The sequence below is a fragment of the Vreelandella sp. GE22 genome, assembly GCF_968212445.1.
In genome coordinates this window covers 3,251,190-3,271,023 of sequence record NZ_OZ309110.1, presented here as the reverse complement: position 1 = coordinate 3,271,023, position 19,834 = coordinate 3,251,190, and the positions used below count along the sequence as shown (strand labels likewise).

General features: G+C 63.3%; 19 protein-coding genes. 18 read left to right on the top strand and 1 reads right to left on the bottom strand.

The genetic code is table 11. The features are described 5' to 3' along the window. Window positions 1-6 precede the first annotated feature (6 nt). From ispH to ACWHRL_RS15320, 5 genes are all read left to right on the top strand, one after another. Window positions 7-1,002: a 4-hydroxy-3-methylbut-2-enyl diphosphate reductase gene (gene ispH / locus ACWHRL_RS15340; RefSeq protein WP_447894359.1), complete on the top strand. Its 996-nt coding sequence runs from the start codon at window positions 7-9 to the stop codon at window positions 1,000-1,002. Between the two features lie 62 nt (window positions 1,003-1,064). Next, the gene (locus tag ACWHRL_RS15335) at window positions 1,065-1,463 is read left to right on the top strand and encodes a type IV pilin protein (RefSeq protein WP_447894358.1); all 399 of its coding nucleotides are present in this window, start codon (window positions 1,065-1,067) and stop codon (window positions 1,461-1,463) included. Then, a complete protein-coding gene (gene pilV / locus ACWHRL_RS15330; protein ID WP_447894357.1) occupies window positions 1,463-1,846 on the top strand; it encodes a type IV pilus modification protein PilV in 384 nt (127 codons plus the stop codon). The genes ACWHRL_RS15335 and pilV overlap by 1 nt, the downstream gene beginning before the upstream one ends. Before the next feature lie 9 nt (window positions 1,847-1,855). After that, entirely contained in the window at window positions 1,856-2,326 is a 471-nt protein-coding gene (locus ACWHRL_RS15325) for a PilW family protein (RefSeq protein WP_447894356.1), read from the top strand. Then, on the top strand, window positions 2,310-2,795 hold the full coding sequence (locus ACWHRL_RS15320) for a pilus assembly PilX family protein (RefSeq protein WP_447894355.1): 486 nt from the start codon (window positions 2,310-2,312) through the stop codon (window positions 2,793-2,795). The genes ACWHRL_RS15325 and ACWHRL_RS15320 overlap by 17 nt, the downstream gene beginning before the upstream one ends. 82 nt (window positions 2,796-2,877) lie before the next feature. On the opposite strand, the gene ACWHRL_RS15315 is transcribed toward ACWHRL_RS15320, so the two are convergent. After that, window positions 2,878-3,396, bottom strand: coding sequence for an Hcp family type VI secretion system effector (locus tag ACWHRL_RS15315; protein ID WP_447529924.1), 519 nt, complete (start codon window positions 3,394-3,396; stop codon window positions 2,878-2,880). Window positions 3,397-4,042: 646 nt separating this feature from the next. Here ACWHRL_RS15315 and tssB point away from each other — a divergent pair. The 13 genes from tssB to tssA are packed head-to-tail and all read left to right on the top strand — an operon-like array spanning window position 4,043 to window position 19,800. Beyond that, window positions 4,043-4,549, top strand: a complete 507-nt coding sequence (tssB, locus tag ACWHRL_RS15310) for a type VI secretion system contractile sheath small subunit (protein WP_447529923.1) — start codon at window positions 4,043-4,045, stop codon at window positions 4,547-4,549. 49 nt (window positions 4,550-4,598) lie between these two features. Beyond that, window positions 4,599-6,083: a type VI secretion system contractile sheath large subunit gene (tssC, locus tag ACWHRL_RS15305; RefSeq protein ID WP_447529922.1), complete on the top strand. Its 1,485-nt coding sequence runs from the start codon at window positions 4,599-4,601 to the stop codon at window positions 6,081-6,083. A gap of 15 nt (window positions 6,084-6,098) precedes the next feature. After that, window positions 6,099-6,530, top strand: coding sequence for a type VI secretion system baseplate subunit TssE (gene tssE / locus ACWHRL_RS15300; protein ID WP_447894354.1), 432 nt, complete (start codon window positions 6,099-6,101; stop codon window positions 6,528-6,530). An 18-nt stretch (window positions 6,531-6,548) separates the two neighbouring features. Beyond that, window positions 6,549-8,312: a type VI secretion system baseplate subunit TssF gene (gene tssF / locus ACWHRL_RS15295; RefSeq protein ID WP_447894353.1), complete on the top strand. Its 1,764-nt coding sequence runs from the start codon at window positions 6,549-6,551 to the stop codon at window positions 8,310-8,312. Beyond that, entirely contained in the window at window positions 8,276-9,298 is a 1,023-nt protein-coding gene (tssG, locus tag ACWHRL_RS15290) for a type VI secretion system baseplate subunit TssG (protein ID WP_447529919.1), read from the top strand. Before tssF ends, tssG begins: the two co-directional genes overlap by 37 nt. Window positions 9,299-9,301: 3 nt before the next feature. Beyond that, on the top strand, window positions 9,302-10,693 hold the full coding sequence (gene tagH / locus ACWHRL_RS15285) for a type VI secretion system-associated FHA domain protein TagH (RefSeq protein WP_447894352.1): 1,392 nt from the start codon (window positions 9,302-9,304) through the stop codon (window positions 10,691-10,693). Further along, window positions 10,690-11,259: a type VI secretion system lipoprotein TssJ gene (tssJ, locus tag ACWHRL_RS15280; protein WP_447894351.1), complete on the top strand. Its 570-nt coding sequence runs from the start codon at window positions 10,690-10,692 to the stop codon at window positions 11,257-11,259. Before tagH ends, tssJ begins: the two co-directional genes overlap by 4 nt. Then, window positions 11,259-12,593, top strand: coding sequence for a type VI secretion system baseplate subunit TssK (tssK, locus tag ACWHRL_RS15275; RefSeq protein WP_447894350.1), 1,335 nt, complete (start codon window positions 11,259-11,261; stop codon window positions 12,591-12,593). Before tssJ ends, tssK begins: the two co-directional genes overlap by 1 nt. 3 nt (window positions 12,594-12,596) lie before the next feature. After that, entirely contained in the window at window positions 12,597-13,439 is an 843-nt protein-coding gene (gene icmH, locus ACWHRL_RS15270; RefSeq protein ID WP_447529915.1) for a type IVB secretion system protein IcmH/DotU, read from the top strand. 9 nt (window positions 13,440-13,448) lie between these two features. Beyond that, window positions 13,449-16,052: a type VI secretion system ATPase TssH gene (gene tssH / locus ACWHRL_RS15265; protein ID WP_447894349.1), complete on the top strand. Its 2,604-nt coding sequence runs from the start codon at window positions 13,449-13,451 to the stop codon at window positions 16,050-16,052. 4 nt (window positions 16,053-16,056) lie between these two features. Next, complete coding sequence (locus ACWHRL_RS15260; protein ID WP_447894348.1) at window positions 16,057-17,655, top strand: sigma-54 interaction domain-containing protein; 1,599 nt, start codon at window positions 16,057-16,059, stop codon at window positions 17,653-17,655. After that, window positions 17,652-18,305: a type VI secretion system-associated protein VasI gene (gene vasI / locus ACWHRL_RS15255; protein WP_447894347.1), complete on the top strand. Its 654-nt coding sequence runs from the start codon at window positions 17,652-17,654 to the stop codon at window positions 18,303-18,305. The genes ACWHRL_RS15260 and vasI overlap by 4 nt, the downstream gene beginning before the upstream one ends. Before the next feature lie 10 nt (window positions 18,306-18,315). Next, the gene (tssA, locus tag ACWHRL_RS15250) at window positions 18,316-19,800 is read left to right on the top strand and encodes a type VI secretion system protein TssA (RefSeq protein ID WP_447894346.1); all 1,485 of its coding nucleotides are present in this window, start codon (window positions 18,316-18,318) and stop codon (window positions 19,798-19,800) included. Window positions 19,801-19,834: the final 34 nt, after the last annotated feature.

The following is a 19,834-nucleotide window of genomic DNA, read 5'->3' as shown; positions in this document are numbered from 1 at the left end:
GCTATTATGAACGCACCCCAAACCGAGCTTTCAGAACCGACGCAGCCGGTCACGATTCAACTGGCCAACCCCCGCGGCTTTTGTGCCGGAGTGGACCGCGCCATCGATATCGTCAACCGCGCCCTGGACGTTTTCGGCCCGCCGGTCTACGTGCGCCACGAAGTGGTCCACAATAAATTCGTCGTGGATTCGCTTCGTGAGCGCGGCGCGGTGTTCGTCGAAGAGCTCGACGAGGTGCCGGACGACGTCATCGTGATTTTTTCCGCCCACGGCGTTTCCCAGGCCGTGCAGGAAGACGCCGACCAGCGCGGGCTCAAGGTGTTCGACGCGACCTGCCCACTGGTGACCAAGGTGCACATGGAAGTGCTGCGCTACGCCAAGCGCGGCCAGGAGTGCATCCTAATCGGCCACGAAGGCCATCCGGAAGTCGAGGGCACCATGGGCCGCTACGACACCTCCTTCGGCGGGCGTATCTATCTGGTCGAGGATGAAGAAGACGTAGCCAATCTCGAAGTGAGCGACCCCACCACGCTTTCGTTCGTCACCCAGACCACGCTCTCGATGGACGACACCGCCAGAGTGATCGATGCACTGCGCGACAAATTTCCCGAGATTCAGGGCCCGCGCAAAAACGACATCTGCTATGCCACCCAAAACCGCCAGGATGCGGTGCGGGACCTGGCCGCCGAAAACGATCTGATCCTCGTGGTCGGAAGCCCCAATAGCTCCAACTCCAACCGCCTGCGCGAGCTCTCCGAGCGCATCGGCACGCCGGCGTATCTCATCGATAACGCCGAGCAGATCGAAAGTCACTGGCTCGATAACGTTTCGCGCATCGGCGTAACCGCCGGCGCCAGCGCCCCGGAAGTGCTGGTCAAAGGGGTCATCGACCGGCTCAAATCCCTGGGCGCGACCGACCCCAGCGAGCTTGCCGGGCGCGAAGAGAACATTACTTTTTCCATGCCTAAAGAGCTTCGCGACCAGGTCATCGCAAGCAGCTAATGCAATCGGTACGCAGTTTCGCCATACTCAGGGTATGGGCTAATTAAAACGAGGCGTACCGAGTGGCTAACTTCCTGGATCACCGCGCGGGTGCATCGACGCACCAGCGCGGCTTCACTCTCATTGAAATGCTCATCGTCGCGGCCATCATTGGCCTGCTGGCGGGCATCGCCTACCCGGGCTACCAGCGCTACGTCGAAAACGCGGTACGTACCGACGGTAAGGCGGGTTTACTCAACGCCGCCGCCGAGCTCGAGCGCTGCTACGCACGTAACTACAGCTATGAAAACGGCTGCTCCATTACCGAGTCCTCGCCGGATGGCCACTATGCGCTGACGTTCGAACCCAACGAGCAGCAAGGCGGCTTTTTAATCTCGGCCAACACCTCACGCGATGACGGCTGCGATAACCCGCTCACCCTGAATGCGCTCGGCGAGCGCCGCCCCGAGGAGTGCTGGTAATGATTGACCAGCGCGGCTTCTCCCTGGTGGAGGCGCTGGTCGCGCTGCTGATTCTATCGATCGGCTTGATCGGCATGGGGGCGCTACAGCTAAAGGCGCTGCAAAGCGCAAGCGAGGGCTACCAGCGTACGCTGGCAAGCGTTGCCGTGTTGGATGCCCAGGAGCGGCTTTGGGCGGCGTATCAGGCCAGCCCGCGCTGCGCCGGTCGCAAACTCGAAGGCGTCGAGCGCGCCTGGCAGCGCCACTGGTTTACGGATAGCGGGGCAGTGCTTGAACAGGCGTCCGGCGATATTCAACGCCAGGGCTGTGGGTTCGTCATCACCGTCACGCACGCGTCTTTGGCTAACGCGGAGTACCGGTTTTTGCTGCCGGGCGAGCTATAGGAGGGCACGATGGGCAGGCAGCGGGGCTTCACACTCAGCGAGCTTTTGGTCGCCCTGACCCTGGGCAGTCTTTTGGTGATCGGTGCCGGGCAACTGCTCCTCTCAAGCTTTCATACCTTCGAGCAGGTCGACCGACTGGGCCGTCAGCAGGAGACGCTGGTGTATACCGCAACGACACTCGCCAGCCGGCTAAGGCGCGAGGGTGGCGTTAACGGCCAGGCAGAGGCGCTATTTCACCTGACCTGCCGCGCAACGTCCGGCGAGTGCCGCTGCACGGTACAGGACACCACCGAGGCCCAGCCGCTGGTGTCGTTCGAAAAGCTCGGCGAAAGCGCCTGCCCGCGGGACGAGCCCCTGGGCGAACCGGTGGGCGACGGCGCGCTTCGCATTGCGTTGCCGCTGGGGCCCAAGGGGCAGGACATAGCCTTTCACATTACCCCGCGCCAACGTGTGCTAGCCCGCGATGATTTGGCGCCCTGAGGTCTCCCCCGAATGGCCGGCCCGCCAGCAAGGGGCGGCGCTGGCCGTGGTCATGGTGGTGCTGGCAAGCGCTTTGATGCTCGGCATCGTCGGGGTGCAGTCGGCGCTCATCGACCAGCGCCAGGCAGCCAACTACCGCGCCGCGCTAAAGGCGCAAATGCGCGCGGAAACTGCCGCCGTCGAAGCACTCTCCGCGTTCGATCTGCTTGACTGGGAGAACGCCCCAACTCTCGCCCCCGACCAGCGCCTACGCTTCCCCGTTTTCTCTCAAGAGCCCGGCGCCGTTCACCGCTGCCGCGCACGCAGCTGTGTTTATCTTCCCGTTATCCGCCACGACGAGCACTGGGTGATGGCGCTAGGCGTGGTCTACGCACACGACGACCCGAGCGCGTCACTGATCGCGCACAGCGAGCCGGTTTTTGTGCGCGAGGAAGGGGACGAAGGAGCGGGGCAGAGGCGTTGGGAGTAGTAGGGAGAGACAAATTGCGCGCCCATAAAAAACCCCTTCACAAGGAAGGGGTTTTTTTATGCGGCAAGCATTGAGGCAATGCTTAGCCTTCGATCGGCGCGCGCCAGTCGTCGGAACCCGAGGTGCCGGCAACGGTGTGTTCCCAATCGATTTTACGATATGCCAGTGACACGTCCATCAGTTGAGTGAACTCGGACTTCTGGATGTCCTGGGCGTGGGGCATACGCAGGTTGATATCGACGATGGTGGCATCGGTCAGCGAGGTGGTGAAGAAGTGCTCCTGCTTACCTTCGACCGAGGTGCGGTACCACTTAAGCTCTACGGTGGGCAGCATTTCGCCGGAGGCCAAGGCGTTGTACATCAGCGGCACGGCCTTGTTCAGCGCGACGGTGAATACGAACGGCTTGTGGGCGCGCTGGCCGGAGGGCTGACCGGACTGCGGGTCGGTGGGCACCGTGACGACGTGCTTGAATTCCTGGACCAGCATTTCATCTTCGTGACCTTCGACATAGATGTTGCCGACGGAGTCCGGTGTGAAAGCGCCGGCTGTGATGTTGCCCTGAGTCTGGCCTTCGATGCTGATATAACATGGAGTTGGCATAAATAGCTCCTCGATCAAGCGTTGCGATAAGGGTACGAATACCCGGTGAACACTATTTACTAAGGCAAGCCGTATGCCATCTAAAAAATCTCTATTTTAATCAGCACTTTATTAAAATATTAAAATTTTATGAAAGTATGCCTGGGCCGAGACTTGCTCGAAAACAGGCAAGCACTTGCCTGCGGGGCAACAAGTTGCTTGAAATTCAGCAGGCCGAGTTGATTATAACGTTTAATTAGTCAAAGCCAGGCAAAGAAGCGCTCACAGAGGCGAAAAGGCTCATTGAAGTGAGGCTTCGGGGGTGAAAAAGTGGCCAGCCTAACCATCACTTGGCACCAAGGCCGCCCGGATTGAGATTTTAGGTTGAGAAAATCAGGATTTTATTTGTAAGACATTATCGTCGCGTTGTGTAAGAGATATCTTACATTAGGTTTTTATAAATTAATTTTAATTAGATAGTCGGCTAAATTCTACAAAATTGTGCCAATTGTCGCGCAAATTCAGAGTGAAAAAGTTTCCTTTACGACGCCACTTCTTGAGTGTTTAAAAATGGCGCATTGGCATCGTTCAAGCGAATTCGTTAACTTGCGTTAATTGAGAATTATTAACGTAAACGTTCGATTTTCTCGCTTTCAGGACGCATCCAATGGCTAAACAAGGCACCGTCGCGCCGAAAGAGCGCATCAATATCAAATACGTTCCGGCCACCGGCGACCAGCAGGCGGATACCGAGCTTCCGCTCAAACTGCTGGTAGTAGGCGACTTCAAGGGCGGCGAAGAAGAGACGCCCATCGAAGAGCGTCAATCCGTATCGGTGGACAAGAACAACTTCCAGTCGGTCATGCGCGAAGCCGATTTGTCCTTGCAAACCTCGGTGGCCAATCGCCTCGAAGAGGGCGAGGACGCCGGCGATATGGCCGTTAATCTTTCCTTTAAGTCTCTTGAAGACTTCTCGCCGGACTCGCTCGCCAAGCAGGTGCCAGAGCTTCGCAAGCTGGTCGAGCTGCGCGAAGCGCTGGTAGCGCTGAAAGGCCCACTGGGTAACGTACCCGCTTTCCGGGATCGTTTGCAAAAACTGCTGGAAAACGACGAAGCGCGCCAGCAGCTTCTCAATGAATTGGAGTTAATGGATACCGAGCGCCCTAACGAGTAACCCCGGCCCGTGTATCAATTTGCTAACCCCAATAGTGCGAGACGAAACGATGAGCAAGACGGTTAAAGATCAGTCCCAAACGGTTCAGACAGAGACAGAAGAGGCGTCGCTGCTGGACCAGGTCATGGCGCAAACCCGTATGGCCCCGGCCGATGAAGGCTATGATGTGGCCAAGCAAGGGGTTGCCGCCTTTATTTCCCAGCTGTTGGCGGATGACAACGCAGCGCCCAAGGTGAACAAGTCGATCGTGGACAACATGATCGTCGAGCTCGATCGCAAGATCAGCCACCAAGTGGACGAAGTGCTGCATAATCAGGAGTTTCAACAGCTCGAGTCTGCGTGGCGAGGTTTGAAGCTTCTGGTCGACCGCACCGACTTTCGCGAAAACATCAAGCTCGATGTGCTGCACGCCACCAAGCAGGAACTTCTGGAAGACTTCGAATTCGCCCCGGAAGTCAGCCAGAGCGGTCTTTATCATCACGTCTATAACGCCGGGTATGGCCAGTTCGGCGGTGAGCCCGTTGCCGGTATCATCGGCCACTACGACTTCTCGCCTTCCACGCCGGACATGAAGCTTTTGCAGTACACCTCGGCGGTCGGCGCGATGGCCCACGCGCCCTTCATGTCGTCGGTCGCGCCGTCGTTCTTCGGCGTCGACAGCTTCGAAGAGCTGCCCAACATCAAGGATCTCAAAGCCATCTTCGAAGGGCCGAAATACGCCCGCTGGCGTAGCCTGCGCGAGTCCGAAGATGCGCGCTATCTCGGCCTGACCGCGCCGCGTTTTTTGCTGCGCACGCCCTATGATCCGATCGAAAACCCGGTCAAGACCTTCAACTACCGCGAAACGGTCAGCGAGAACCACGAGCATTACCTTTGGGGTAACACTGCTTACCTGCTCGCCGAGCGTTTGACCGACAGCTTCGCCAAGTACCGTTGGTGCCCGAACATCATCGGCCCGCAAAGCGGCGGCGCGGTGGAAAACCTGCCGGTGCATACCTACGAGGCCTTCGGCCAGCTTCAGGCAAAAATTCCGACCGAGGTGTTGATCACCGACCGGCGCGAGTTCGAGATGGCCGAAGAGGGCTTCATCTCGCTGACCATGCGCAAGGGCAGCGACAACGCCGCGTTCTTCTCGGCCAACTCGGTGCAAAAGCCCAAGGTGTTCCCGAACACTACCGAAGGCAAGGCCGCGGAGACCAACTTCAAACTGGGCACCCAGCTGCCTTACATGTTCATCATCAACCGCCTGGCGCACTACGTGAAGGTGCTTCAGCGCGAGCAGATCGGTTCCTGGAAAGAGCGTCAGGACCTGGAGCGCGAGCTCAATGCCTGGATTCGCCAGTACGTAGCCGACCAGGAAAATCCGCCTTCCGATGTACGTAGCCGCCGCCCGCTGCGCGCCGCCTCGATCCAGGTCTCGGATGTCGAAGGCGAGCCGGGCTGGTACCAGGTATCGATGTCGGTACGTCCGCACTTCAAGTACATGGGCGCGAACTTCGAACTCTCCCTGGTCGGGCGTCTCGACAAGGAATAAGGGAAGTAACGCGCTATGGCCACGCAAAGCAATGGGCGTTTAGGCAGCCGATTGTTCGAGCGCTTGGCGGCCCCTCCCCAGCCGGATCAGCGCTCGGAAGAGACCCGGCTCGGTGAGGTGGTGGAGTCGATCAAACGCCATTTGGTAGAGCTTCTCAACAGTCACCCCGGCAACAGCGCCTGTGCGCCAGAGTTGGGGCTTTTGGATTTCAACGACGCCACCATCGGCGTGTTGGATTTGGAGCTCAATATCAAGCAGGCGATCCGCCAATGCATCGAACGTTTCGAGCCCCGGGTAAAGCGGGTGGAAGTGGAGTCGCTGCCTAACGGCGGCGACCCCTTGCAGCTGCGTTTTCAAGTGCACGCCACCGTCGCGCTTGGCCACGATAGCGCCCAGGCCACGATCGATCTGCTGCTCAACAACAAGCGCTATCAGTGTATGAACTGATCGCGCGGCGAGGCATTCATGCTCAACCGCTACTACCGCGACGAACTTAACTTCCTCAAGCGTCAGGGCCGTGAGTTTGCCGAGGCGAACCCGGGCCTTAGCCGGTTTCTGTCCGAGCGAAGCACCGACCCGGACGTCGAGCGGCTGCTGGAAGGGTTTGCCTTTTTGACCGGGCGAATGCGCGAAAAGGTGGAAGACGAATTCCCGGAGCTGACGCACTCGCTGATCAGCATGCTATGGCCGAACTACCTGCGTCCGGTGCCGAGCATGGCGGTGGTACAGTTCACCCCGGTCTGGCACGTGCTCAGCCAGCAGCAAAGCGTGGCCCGCGGTACCGAGCTTTCGAGCACACCGGTCGAAGGCACCGCCTGCCTGTTTCGTACCTGTCACGATGTTGCGCTCTACCCGCTGGCCCACGCGGGTGTCACCGCTCGCCATACCCGCGAATCCTCGATCGTCGAGCTTGCCATGGATGTGCACAGCGACCAGCCCATGAACGAGCTCGGCGTAGAGGCGCTGCGTCTTTATCTGGGCGGCGACGGCTACACCGCGCGCACGCTCTATCTATGGATGAGCCACTACCTGGGCCGGTTGGAGCTCGAGATCGACGGCCAGCGCCAGACGCTTGCGGCAAGTGCCCTGCGCCCGGTGGGCTTCGAGCCCGACCAGGCGCTTTTGCCCTACCCGCGCAACGTGCACCAGGGCTATCGCATTTTGCAGGAGTACCTGTGCTTTCCCGAGGCATTTCACTTTTTCGATGTGCATGGCCTGGGCGGCGCGCTACCCGCGAAAACCGCCGAGAAGGTGACGCTGCGCTTCGTGTTCTCGCGCCCGCTGCCCACCGATGCGCGCCTTCAGGATGAACACCTGGCGCTCTATTGTGCCCCGGCCATCAACCTGTTCGAGCACGATGCCGAGCCGGTCGATTTGACCGGCGAGCGCAGCGAGTACCGTATTCGCCCAAGCAGTAAGGCGCCGTCGCACTTCGAGGTGTTCAGCGTGGACGACGTGGTCGGGCGGCTGGAAGGGGCGGGAAGCGGTGCCCAAAACGGCCAGCGCCGCTATGTTCCCTTCGAGAGCTTCCAGCACCAGATCGAGCGCGACCGCGGCCGCGACTCGCTCTATTTCCGGACGCGGGTGCGCACCAGCATGCGCGGCGACGGGTTCGATCACGATATCTCCCTGGTACGCGGCGACGAAGCGCTCTGCCTTGGGCGGCGCGAGACGATATCGCTTGGCCTGACCTGCAGCAACCGCGAGCTCCCCGAGCAGTTGACCGTGGGCGATATCTGCGTGGAAACCCAGAATAGCCCCACCTTCGCAAGCTTTCGCAACGTGACCCGGCCGACCCCGGTGTTGCGCCCGGCGATCGACGACGGGCTGCTGTGGACATTGATTTCCAACCTGTCGCTCAACTACCTGTCGCTACTCAGCCGCGACGCGCTCTGCTCGGTCCTCAAGGCCTACGATTTTCGCGCTTTGGTGGACCGCCAGGCCGAGCGCGTCGCGCAAAAACGCTTGGACGGCATTATCGAGATCGATACGCAGCCGGTGGACCGGCTGCGCCGGGGCATGCCCGTGCGCGGTTTGCGCTCGGTGATGACCCTGGACCAGGACGCGTTTGGCGATGAAGGCAGCCTGTACCTGTTCGGCAGTGTCCTCGCGCGCTTTTTATCGCTTTACGCCAGCATCAACTCCTTTCACGAGTTGCAGGTCATCAACCGGCATAACCAAGAGCGTTACGTATGGAGCTCACAAGCGGGGCAGCAGCCCCTGATGTAGCGCTGGCGCCGCTTTTGAACCGGGCGCGGCGCTTTGATTTTTTTCAATTGGTAGAGCTTCTGCACCACCGTCACGGCGACGACCTGGAGCAGCGGCCTGGCGGTAGCGTGCCCGTGTTTTCGCGGGTGCGCTACAAGAGCTCGGCGTCGCTGGGCTTCCCGGGCAGCGACGTACTCGCGCTGGGCCTCGATGAGCACGGCCAGTACGCCATGGAAGTGAGCTTTCTGGGCCTGCAGGGCTCGCAGTCGCCGCTGCCGAGCTACTACCTGGAGGCGCTGGCCCACGAGTCGGCGCACCAGGAGGGCAACGCCGGGGCATTTTTGGATTTCTTCAATCATCGTCTATTGACGTTGATGCACCGTAACTGGCGCAAGTACCGCCACTACGTGCGCTACCAGGATAACGCCGAAGATGGCTTCTCGGCCTCAGTGTTTGCGTTGGTGGGGTTGGCCGACGCCAACCTGCGCGGCGAAACGCCGATCAACTGGAGCAAGATGCTCGCCTACGCCGGGCTTTTGGCCGGGCGCTCGCGCTCGCCGGAGGTGGTGTGCGGCATCGTCAGCCACTGCTTCGATCTGGAGCAGGTCGAGATCGAACAGTGGGTCAAGCGCTGGGTCGAGATCCCGCTGGATCAGCGAAGCCGTACCGGAATGAGCGGCATGACACTGGGTGAGGATGTCGTGGCCGGCGAGCGCGTGGCCGACGTGCAGGGCAAGTTTGCGCTCTGCCTGCGCGGCTTGAGTCTCGAGCGGTTTCGCGACTTTTTGCCCGACGGCCAAGAGCACGACCCGCTGAAAACCCTGGTGAGCTTCGTGCTGCGCGAGCCGCTGGCCTACGACCTGGAGCTCGAACTGTTGGAGAGCGCGGTAAAGCCCATGCGCCTTGGTGATGCTGGCTCGTGCCAGCTGGGCTGGACCACGTTCGTCGACCCCGAGGGCGGCGAAGAAAGCACGCGCCGCCGCGTACGCATTCAAATGACGAGTTAAACCATGCAAGCCGACCCGTTTGACGCCATAACGCTGGTGGTTTTGAACAGTGAACAGCTCGAAGGCCGCTCCTCCAGCAGCCATGTCTTTCATAGCGATGGAGGGACGCTTGGCAGCGGCGGCCAGGACGACTGGCTGCTGCAGGACCAGGCGCGCGAGATCCAGTCGCGTCACGCCGAGATCACCAAAATCGACGGCAAGTTCTGCCTGGTGGATGCCAGCGGCCAGACCTTCATTAACCGCGCCACGCTGCCGGTAGGGCGTAATCGTAAGGTGGCCCTGCGCGACGGCGACGAGCTGACCGTGGGTGTTTACCGGCTCAAGATCCACATGGGGAATCGCCACGCCTGGCAGCCCGGCGTGCACTCGCTGACCACCCTGGTCGACGAAGAGCAGGAAGACGTCACCCGGGACGGCGGCACGGGGCCCCGGCGAAGCGAACAGCCCGCCCAGCCCGAGCGCTTTGATCAGCGCGAAGACCCGATCGAGGCGCTGGGCGGCGTGATTCCCGGCTCGCTCAAGCACGACCCCATGGCGGCGCTGGACGAAGGCGAGCCCAGCGCCCGGGACATCGAACCGCTGGAGGCGAAGCCCTTCGCCCAGCGCCAGCACTATAGCCAGCACAACAGCAACGGGCAGCGCGAGCCCCGCGAAGAAGCGGTACGCCTTCCCGATATCAAACCCTTGACCGGCACGAACAAGCAGAGGAGCAGTGACATGGATGAGCGGCAACTGGACGACCTGGAGCGCTCTGTAGGCGAGCAGTTGGAGGATCGCTGGCAAAAACCGACGCCCCAGTCGCTGAGCCACGTAGGCGCCGATCCGCTGCTTCGAGGGCTGGGCTTCGACCTGCCTTTTCGCGATAGCGGCGAACAGCAGGCGTTTTTGGAAGAGGCCGGCCAAACCCTGCGCGCCACCATCGATGGCCTGCGTACCCTGCAGCAGTCACAAAACGACAGCAAGTACCCGCTGCGCGACCGCCGCCTGCAGCCGATCGAAGACAACCCGCTGCGCCTGGGGCTCTCGTTCGAAGAGACCGCCGAAACCATGTTCTCGGCCCAGCGTAGCTACGTGCACCTCTCCGCCCCCGAAGCGGTCGCCGAAAGCCTGCGCCATCAGGGCCAGCACCAGCACGCCGTGGAAGAGGCGATCGGCCAGGCCCTTGGCGCCATTCTCGATGCGTTCTCGCCCGAGGCGCTGTTGAAGCGCTTTCACGCCTACCGCGGCGCGGGTAACCGGATCGAAGACGAAGACGGCTGGGCCTGGGAGATGTACCAGCACTACTACCGCGAGCTCAATTCCGGGCGCCAGCAGGGCTTTCAAAAGCTCTTCTGGGAAGTATTCGAGCAGGCCTACGACCAGTCCGTCCGTCAGCAGCAGCGGGAGCAGCCATGAGCGCAGCCCCCCACTTTCCCGCCCCGGCGGCCACCGTGAACCTTGCGCGGCTGATCGGCGTGCTGGCGCTTTGCCTGCTGTTTGCCGGCTGCGCCTCTACGCGGGAGGCCGCCGGCAAGACCTGGGAGATCATGCGCGACCCGTCGACGCCCGTGGGTTACCCGGAAGACCGCCCGACGCTTGTCGATCTGAGCATGATCGCCGAGTCCAACGTGAACCCCAACGTGGAAGGCGAAGGCACGCCGCTGCGCTTTCAGGTGCTGCAGTTGAAAGACGACTCGATGCTCATGGCCGCCGACATTATCCAGCTAAGCGAGGATATGGAAGAAGCGCTGGGTACCAATTACCTCACCCACGATGACTTCACCCTGCTCCCCGGGCAGTGGAAGTTCTATGAGCCGTTCGAGATCGACGAAGAGACGCGCTACATCGGCCTCATCGCCTTTTACGCCACGCCCAACGAGGCCGAGTGGAAAAAGGTCGTGAAGGTGAGAAGCCGCGCCGAACACTACCACCTGCTGGTTCACCTTCGGGAGAGCGAAGTAGAACTAAGGAAGGAGGACTAATGGCCAGCCGAAATCGTGTGGTATGGAGCGAAGGGCTGTTTATCAAGCCCCAGCATTTCCAGCAGCAGCAGCGAAGCCTGGAAGGGCTTTTGGATACGCGCCTGCAAGGCGTTAGCCACTACCTGTATGGCTTTCTCAGCCTGGAGCTGAACAACGAGTTCTTGAGCTTTGGCCGGGTCGCCATCAGCCGGGCTGTCGGCGTCATGCCCGACGGCGTGGCGTTTCATTTGCCAAGCGACGATACCGAACCCGCGCCCCTGGAGATCAGTGACTCGAGCATCACCAACCAGGTCGTCTATTTGGGGATTCCGCTGGCCACCGACGGCGTGGGCGAGGTGCGCTGGCCCGAAGACGACCTGCCGGCACGCTATCGCATGACCACGCGCAGCGTGCGCGACCTGCACTCCCAACAGGGCGCCACGGCGGACCTGGACGTGGCCCGGGTGTCGCCGCGGCTGCTGCTGGAGCGCGACGACCGCAGCGGCTACGCCTGTTTGGCGGTGGCGCGCATCGTCGAGCGCCGCCCGGACGGAAGCCTGGTGCTGGACGAGCATTTCCTGCCCACCTTGATGAACGTTCAGGCCGCGCCCAGCCTGCAGCGCTTCGTCGGTGAGATGGCGGGCTTGATGCGCGAGCGGGCGCGCAATATCGCCCAGCGCCTCTCTACGCCGCATCAGGCCGGGGTGGCGGACGTGTCGGACTTCATGCTGCTGCAGCTTTTGAACCGCGCCCAGCCGCGCTTTCAACACCTGGCCAGGCTTGGCCAGCTCCACCCGGAGCGCCTCTACGACACCATGCACGAAGTGTCCTGCGAGCTGGTGACGTTTACCGACGAGTCGCGGTTGCCGCCAGAGTGCCCGGCCTACGACCACGACCACCCGGATCGCGCCTTCCGCCCGCTGATGAAGATGCTGCGCCAGGCGCTCTCGACGGTGCTGGAGCCGCGCGCGGTGGCCATCCAACTCCAGGCGCGTCGTTTTGGCTTGCTGGTGGCGCCGCTTTCCGATACCAGCCTGATCGAAACCGCCGAGTTCATTCTCGCGGTGCGCGCGGACATGCCCGGCGAGCGGCTGCGCAAGCTCTTCTTGCAGCAGACCAAGGTGGCCAGCGTCGAGCGCATTCGCGATCTCATCAGCCTACAGCTGCCCGGCATTCCGCTGGAGCCGCTGCCGGTGGCCCCGCGGGAGCTTCCCTACCACGCAGGCTACACCTACTTCCAGCTGGACCGCCAAAGCGAGGCCTGGGGCATGCTCGAAGGTGCCAGCGGTTTTGCGTTCCACGTGGCCGGCGATTTCCCCGGTCTGGAAATGCAGTTCTGGGCGATCAGGAGTTAAGCCATGCAACAGCTTGTCACTGAAGAACAGCACCCCGGGGGTCGACGGGAGGCGTCCAAAGGCCGCCACGAGGACCTGATCAACGAGCGTGGCCTGGAGCATCTCATCCATAGCCACGCCGGTCAGCTCGACGCCGACGAAGACTACTGGTTCAAGCTGCGCGGCCATAACCTCAACCCGCTGGTCGACGCCGCGGGCAGCCTTTTGGGCATGGTGGTCCGGGTGCGCCAGCTCGACAACGTGTCCGATGTCGAACGCCTCTATCGCCAGGTCGTCGACGAGATCGCCGCCATCGAGATCGAGCTCACCGAGCAGGGCTACGACCGCGCCACGCTTTTAGCCTACCGCTACGTGCTCTGCTCGTTCATCGACGAGGCGGTGATGGGCATGCCTTGGGGGCGCCAAAGCAAGTGGGCGGAGCACTCGCTTTTGACCCGCTTTCATAACGAAACCTGGGGCGGCGAGAAGGTCTTCTCCATTTTGGCGCGGCTTCAACAGGAGCCCAAGCGCTACCGGGACATGCTCGCCTTCATCTATCTCTGCCTCTGTTTGGGGTTCGAGGGGCGCTACCGGGTCATGTCCCACGGGCGCGACGAGTACGAACAGATCGTGCGTGCGCTGGGCGACCAGCTGTCGGCGTTAGAGCCTGCCGTCGAGGACACCCTGACTCAGCCGCTGGACAACGTGGTGCAGGGCCATCAGCGCCACCGCGGCGCCAACTTTCCCATCTGGGGTATTTTCGCGCTGTTCGGCGCGGCCATGGTGGCGGTGTATCTGGGCTTTGCCTGGTCGCTCGACCAGCAGGCCGAGCAGATCACCACGCTTCTCAACCAACTGTACCGCTAGGAGAACACCATGCTCAGGGTAGAGCTACCCGCGCTCATCGACCGCCTCAATACCATCGCCCGCCAGGGGCTCGAGCAGGCCGCGGTGCTGTGCGCCCAGCAGCAGGCCCCGGAAGTGAGCGTCGGCCATCTTCTCCAGGCGCTGCTCGACCAGCCACTTTGTGATGTGCGCGTGCTCTGCGAGCGCCTCGAGGTAGACAGCGACGCGCTGCGCGCGCTGCTTGCCGAAGAAACGCGGCCGCCGCGCAGCACCGAGGTTGCCACGCCCAGCTTCTCGCCGCTTTTGATCGAGCTTTTGCAGGACGCCTGGCTTCTGGCCGCCACCGAGTACCAGCACCGCACGCTGCGAAGCGGCGCGATCTTCACCGCGCTTTTACATACCCCGGAGCGCTATCTGGGCCAGGGCTCGAGGCGGCTGCTGGCAGAGATCAACCGGGAGAGCCTGCGCCGGGGGCTTGATACGCTCACGGCGGATTCCGCCGAAGCCCCCAAGGACGCCTCTCAAGAGCCTTCGAAAGCGGCGCCCGCCGGCGACGATAGCGCGCTGGCGCGCTTTGCCACCTCGCTCACCGAGCAGGCGCGTAAAGGCGAGCTCGACCCGGTGCTCGGCCGCGACCCGGAAATCGACCAGATGCTCGATATCCTGGGGCGGCGGCGTAAGAACAACCCCATCGTGATCGGCGACGCCGGGGTGGGCAAAAGTGCGGTGGTCGAAGGCCTGGCCGCGCGTATCGTGGCCGGGCAGGTGCCTAGCGCGCTCAGCGGGGTCGAACTCTTGACCCTCGACCTGGGGGCGCTGCAGGCCGGCGCGGCGGTCAAGGGCGAGTTCGAAAAACGCCTCAAGGCGGTGATCGACGAAGTCAAAAATGCCGCGCGCCCCACGCTTTTGTTCATCGACGAAGCCCACACGCTGATCGGTGCCGGCAATCAGGAGGGTGGCGGCGATGCGGCCAACCTGCTCAAACCGGCGCTTGCCCGCGGGGAGCTTCGCACTATCGCCGCCACCACCTGGCGCGAGTACAAGAAGTATTTCGAGAAAGACCCGGCGCTGTCGCGGCGTTTCCAGCCCGTGGCCTTGACCGAGCCCAGCGTCGAGCAGGCGCTGGTGATACTGCGCGGCCTGCGCGATGTCTACGAGCGCGCCCATAACGTGCTGATCGGCGACAGCGGCCTGCGCGCCGCCGCCGCGCTCTCGGCGCGCTACCTGGCCGGGCGCCAACTGCCGGACAAAGCGATCGACGTGCTGGATACCGCCTGCACGCGGCTGGCCCAGGCGCTGGACACACCGCCGCGCCAGCTAAGCCACCTGAAAAGCGCGCATACCGCGGCGCTTCGCGAGCGCGACCAGCTGGCCCGGGAGACGCTTTTGGGCCGCACCCCGGACAGCGCCCAGAGCGAGGCGGTGGCCGAGCAGTTGGCCGGGCTCGAAGAGGAGCTTGCCACCCTGGAAGCGGCCTGGCAGGCCCAGCGCGAATGCGTGGACGCTATCGTGTCGCTCCACCGCCAGCTGCTCGACGCCGACGAAAACGGTGAAGCCTCGGCGCTACACGCCGAGCTTGCCGAGCGCGAGGCAACGCTTGGAGAGCTCCAGCAAACCTTTGCGCTGGTCAATCCCAGTGTCGAAGAGGCGCAGATCGCCCAGGTCATCGGCGACTGGACCGGCGTGCCCGTCGAGCGTATGACCAGCGACGAGCTCACCCGCCTGACCGAGCTCCCCGAGCATCTGGGCGAGCTGATCAAGGGTCAGGACAGTGCGATCGAGCGTATCCATCGTCATCTGCTGACCGCCCGGGCGGACCTTCGCCGCCCGGGACGCCCGCTGGGCGCATTTTTGCTCGCCGGGCCCAGCGGCGTGGGCAAAACCGAAACCGTGGTGCAGATCGCCGAGCAGCTCTACGGCGGTCGCGAATTCCTCACCACCATCAACATGTCCGAGTACCAGGAAAAGCACACGGTCTCGCGGCTGATCGGCTCGCCGCCGGGCTACGTCGGCTTCGGCGAAGGCGGTCTGTTGACCGAGGCGATCCGCAAACGGCCTTACTCGGTGGTGCTGCTCGACGAAGTCGAAAAAGCCCATCCGGACGTGCTGAACCTATTCTACCAGGCGTTCGATAAGGGCGAGCTGGCCGACGGCGAAGGGCGGTTGATCGACTGCAAGAACGTGCTGTTCTTCCTCACGTCCAACCTGGGCTATGAAGCGATCAACGAGCACCGCCGCGACCCGGCCGCCCTCGACCAGGCGCTTTATCCGGTGCTGGCGGCGTTTTTCAAACCGGCCTTGCTTGCACGCATGGAGGTGGTGCCCTACCTGCCATTGGAGGGCGAGACGCTGCGCGAGATCGTGCGCGCCAAGCTCGACACCTTGGCCGGTCGCATTCGGGCCCGCCACCGCCAGGCCGAGGTGGTGCTGGACGACGCGCTACTGGAGGCGATCTGCATTCGCGCCACGCGCAGCGAAAACGGCGCGCGTATGCTCGAGTCGGTGATCGACGGCGAACTGTTGCCGCCGCTCTCCCGGGCGCTTTTGGAGCGCATGGCGCGCCGCGAAGCGGTGTCGAGCGTGGTGCTGGGGGTCGATAGTGAACACGACCGCTTCACCGCCGAGGTCGCCTGACGCCATGACGCTTCCCGCTCGCTCGTTAACCGGCCTGCCCAGTGCAGCGCTTGCGGCCATGCCGCTGGCGTTGACGCTGGTGGAGAGCGCGTCGCTTTCCGCGCTGCGCAAGCAAGCGGCCAGGCTTTTGCGCGACTGCCCGGGCGTGGACGCGGCGGAGTGTCTGTATATCGACGGCAGCGGGCGCTGGCTGGGCCGCGATGGCCTCGACACGCAGTTCGACTGCGGCGATTTCAGCCACCCCTACGCCCACGTCGTGCGTAACGACAGCGCGCTCAGCCTGAGCGTCAGCGACGCCCGCCTGCGCTTGGACCACCCGGGCTTTCAAGGCCAGATCGCGTCACTTGCCACCCGCCGCCAGCTACGCCTTCGCCCGCTCCGGGCGTTGGATGGCCGGCGCGAATGGCTGGGCGTGCTGCTCCTGGCCGGCGAGCCCGAGGCGCTGGACGCGCTTTTTGATGAAGCCGGTATGGCCGCGTTCGAGGCGCTTTTATGTCGTTTGTGGGCACGCCTGGCGCGGGAGCACGGCGAGCGCCAACGCTCCCGAGTACTGCAGGATTCGCTGGCCAAGCTCAACGACGGCGCCCGCCGGCAAAGCCTTGCCAATCGCCTCGGCGAGCAGATTCTCGGCCAGTCCGCCGCCATGCAGGCGCTGAGAAGCCAAGTGGTGCGCGCCGCGGAAACCAACCTGGCGGTGCTGCTACAAGGTGAAACCGGCACCGGCAAGGACCGCGTCGCCCAGGCCATTCACGAGCTTTCCGGCCGGGCCCGCGAATCCTTCATGGCGATCAACTGCGCGGCGATCCCCGAAACGCTGCTGGAGTCCGAGCTCTTTGGCCACGTCAAGGGGGCGTTCTCCGGCGCCGACCAACCCCGCGAAGGGCTGATCGCCAAGGCTCACGGCGGCACGCTGTTTCTCGATGAGATCGGCGACATGCCGCTGGCGCTACAAGCCAAGCTTTTACGCGTACTGGAGAGCGGGCGTTACCGGCCGCTGGGTTCGACCGACGAGCGCTGCGCCGATTTGCGCTTGGTGGCGGCCACACATCAGCCGCTGCGCGAGCAGATCAAGGAGCAGCGCTTTCGCGCAGACCTTTACTACCGGCTGGGGCAGTTTCCGATCACCCTGGTGCCGCTGGCCAGCCGCCGCGACGATATCGAAACCCTGGCCCGCTCGTTCATTCGCGACTTCTGCAGCCGCGAGGCGCGCGAAGAGATGGGCATCACCCCGGCGGCGCTGCGGCTTTTACACCGCCGCGCCTACCCGGGCAACGTGCGCGAGCTTAAAAACGTGATCGACTACGCCTGCGCCATGACCCCCCAGGGGGCGGATATCGACGCCGCCATGCTGCCCGGCGAGCAAGCGCCGGACGATACGCCCGCGCTGCCAACTCAAGAGGCCACCCAGGCCCCATCCGGCGACGCCGTGCTGGAAAGCGAAATCGACGATCTGCGCCAGGCGCTGCGTGAAATCGAGTCGACGATCATTCGCAAGCGGCTGCAACGCTTCGGCGGCAACCGGGCGCAGGCGGCGGAAAGTCTGGGGCTACCCAAGCGCACCCTGGCGCACAAATGTCAGCTACTGGAGCTGGATACCAAATGAACGTGATGCTGTTAAAACGCCGATGGCCGGGCAGCGCCTTGCTGCTGCTGGGCTTATTGGCAAGTGCCGGCGTGAAGGCCCAAGCGCCCGAGGCGCTGCTGGATAGCGCCCAGGCGTGCACTGAGGAGGCGTCGCGCCTCGAGCGGCTCAACTGCTACGACGCGCTGTTTTTGGAGGCGACGACCACCCAGGAGCAGGGCGAGCTGCCCGCGCTCTGGTACGCGGTCGAACGCCAGGAATCGGGCCGCGGTGACGACAATATGGGGCTGATCGCCAACACCACCGCGGACACTATCCTGATCAGCGTGCCGGCGCTGGGCACCACGCCGCCGCGGCCGGTGATGGTACTGGCCTGTGAAAAGTGGATCACGCGTTTCCAGCTGCACCTGCCCGCACCGCTTAGCCAGGCGCGGGTGGATGTACGGCTGGTCGGCGACAACGGCTCTATCCCCCAGCAGTGGCGCGTGCGCGACGGCGGCCGCGTGGTCAGCGGCGGGCGCGGGCTGCCCGCCATCGAAACGCTTCGCCAGTTGCTGGGTACCGGCGCCGTCACGCTGCAAAGCGACCTGGCCGAACTCGATGGGCTGCGCTTCGATGTCTCTGGTCTGCGCGAGGTCATCGACCCGCTGCGCGACGCGTGCGGCTGGTAAGGGGAGGTTCATGCAAATTACCGCAGAATCGCAGCTCGAGCCCTTGCTGGCGCCGCTTCCCGAGAACGCCGAGGGCGCGCCGGTGGGCGTGCCGGTCGAGGACAGTAACAACTACCTGACCCTGGACGAGGAGATGATGAAGATCGGCTCGCTCCAGCACGCCAGCATCGACTGGGAAAACGCCGAGACGTTGGCGATTCGCATGCTCAGCGAACAGGGCAAGGACTTGAAAGTACTGGGGCACTTGATGCACTGCATGCAGCACGGCGGCAGCGGCGTGCGCTTTGCGCTCTCGCTTCGCCTGCTGGCCCGCAGCATCAAAGCGCCCTGGTGGGAAAGCGCCTACCCCTTCGCCGGCAAGCGCGGCGACAAACTGCGCCCCCGGCTTTTTCAGCAGTTCATCCAGCGCAGTATAAAGCTGCTGGCGACGCTGGATTTCCACAACGCCCAGGACGAGTTCGAGGCCTGTGAAACATCGCTTGCCGAACTTGCCCAGCAGGTGGCGCAGAAATCCCTGCCCCACCAGGCGCTGGACGAGCTGACTCGTCAGTTGACCGCCCTGCGCCCGAGCCAGGAAACGAACACGGCGGCCAGCGATACGCCCGCCTCGCCAGGTGGCGAAGGGGGTTCGACATCCGCCGCTCGATCTCAGGGCCAGGCCCAGGCGCAGCCCGAAACCGCGGCTCCGGCGGCGAAGGCGCCGGAGCTTCGTCTGGAATCCGGCAACGAGCGCGGCAACCGCCAGGCCCTGCTCAACATGGCGGAGTTCATGGCCGAGCAGTCGCTGGGCGAGCCGCTGGTCTATCGACTTCGCCGCTACGCGATTTGGAGCACGATCCAGGCGCTGCCGGGCACCCGGGAGAACGGCAAGACCGAACTGGCGCCGGTCTCGGCGGACCGTACCGCCGAGTACCGCGAGGCGCTGGCCAAGGGCGGCGATATAAGCCTTTGGCAGCGAATCGAAAAAAGCCTCGCGGTGAGCCCTTATTGGTTGGAAGGCCACCGGCTGAGTGCCGGGCTTGCCAAACAGCTGGGCCACCCGCGCTGCGCCGAGGCGATTCGCGATGAAACCCAGCGTTTCGTACAGCGCCTGCCAGGGATCGAGGCGCTCACCTTCAATAACGGCGCCGCGTTCGTCGACGAGGAAACCGCGCGCTGGCTGCAAAGCGCCCAGGAAGGGGGCGCGGCGCCGGAAAGCGGGGGCGAGGCCTGGCACCAGGGGCTCGAAGAGGCGCGCGAGGCGCTGGCGCAAAACGACACCGGCGCGGCGCTGAAAGTGTTGGACCAGGGCCTGGGCGCGGCGCGCTCGCCCAGAGAGAGCGCCTACTGGCGGCTGGCAAGCGCGGAGCTTTTGGAAGAGGCGGGGCTTTCGAGCCTGGCGCAGCAGCATTACGTCACGCTCCACCAAACGGTCAGCGAGCTGGCGCTGGAGCAGTGGGAGCCTTCGCTGATCGCACGTTTGAAAGCCGCGCTGCCGGAGACCCCCTCGGGGTGAACGCCAACCGTACCACCAGGGTAAACCGATGGTC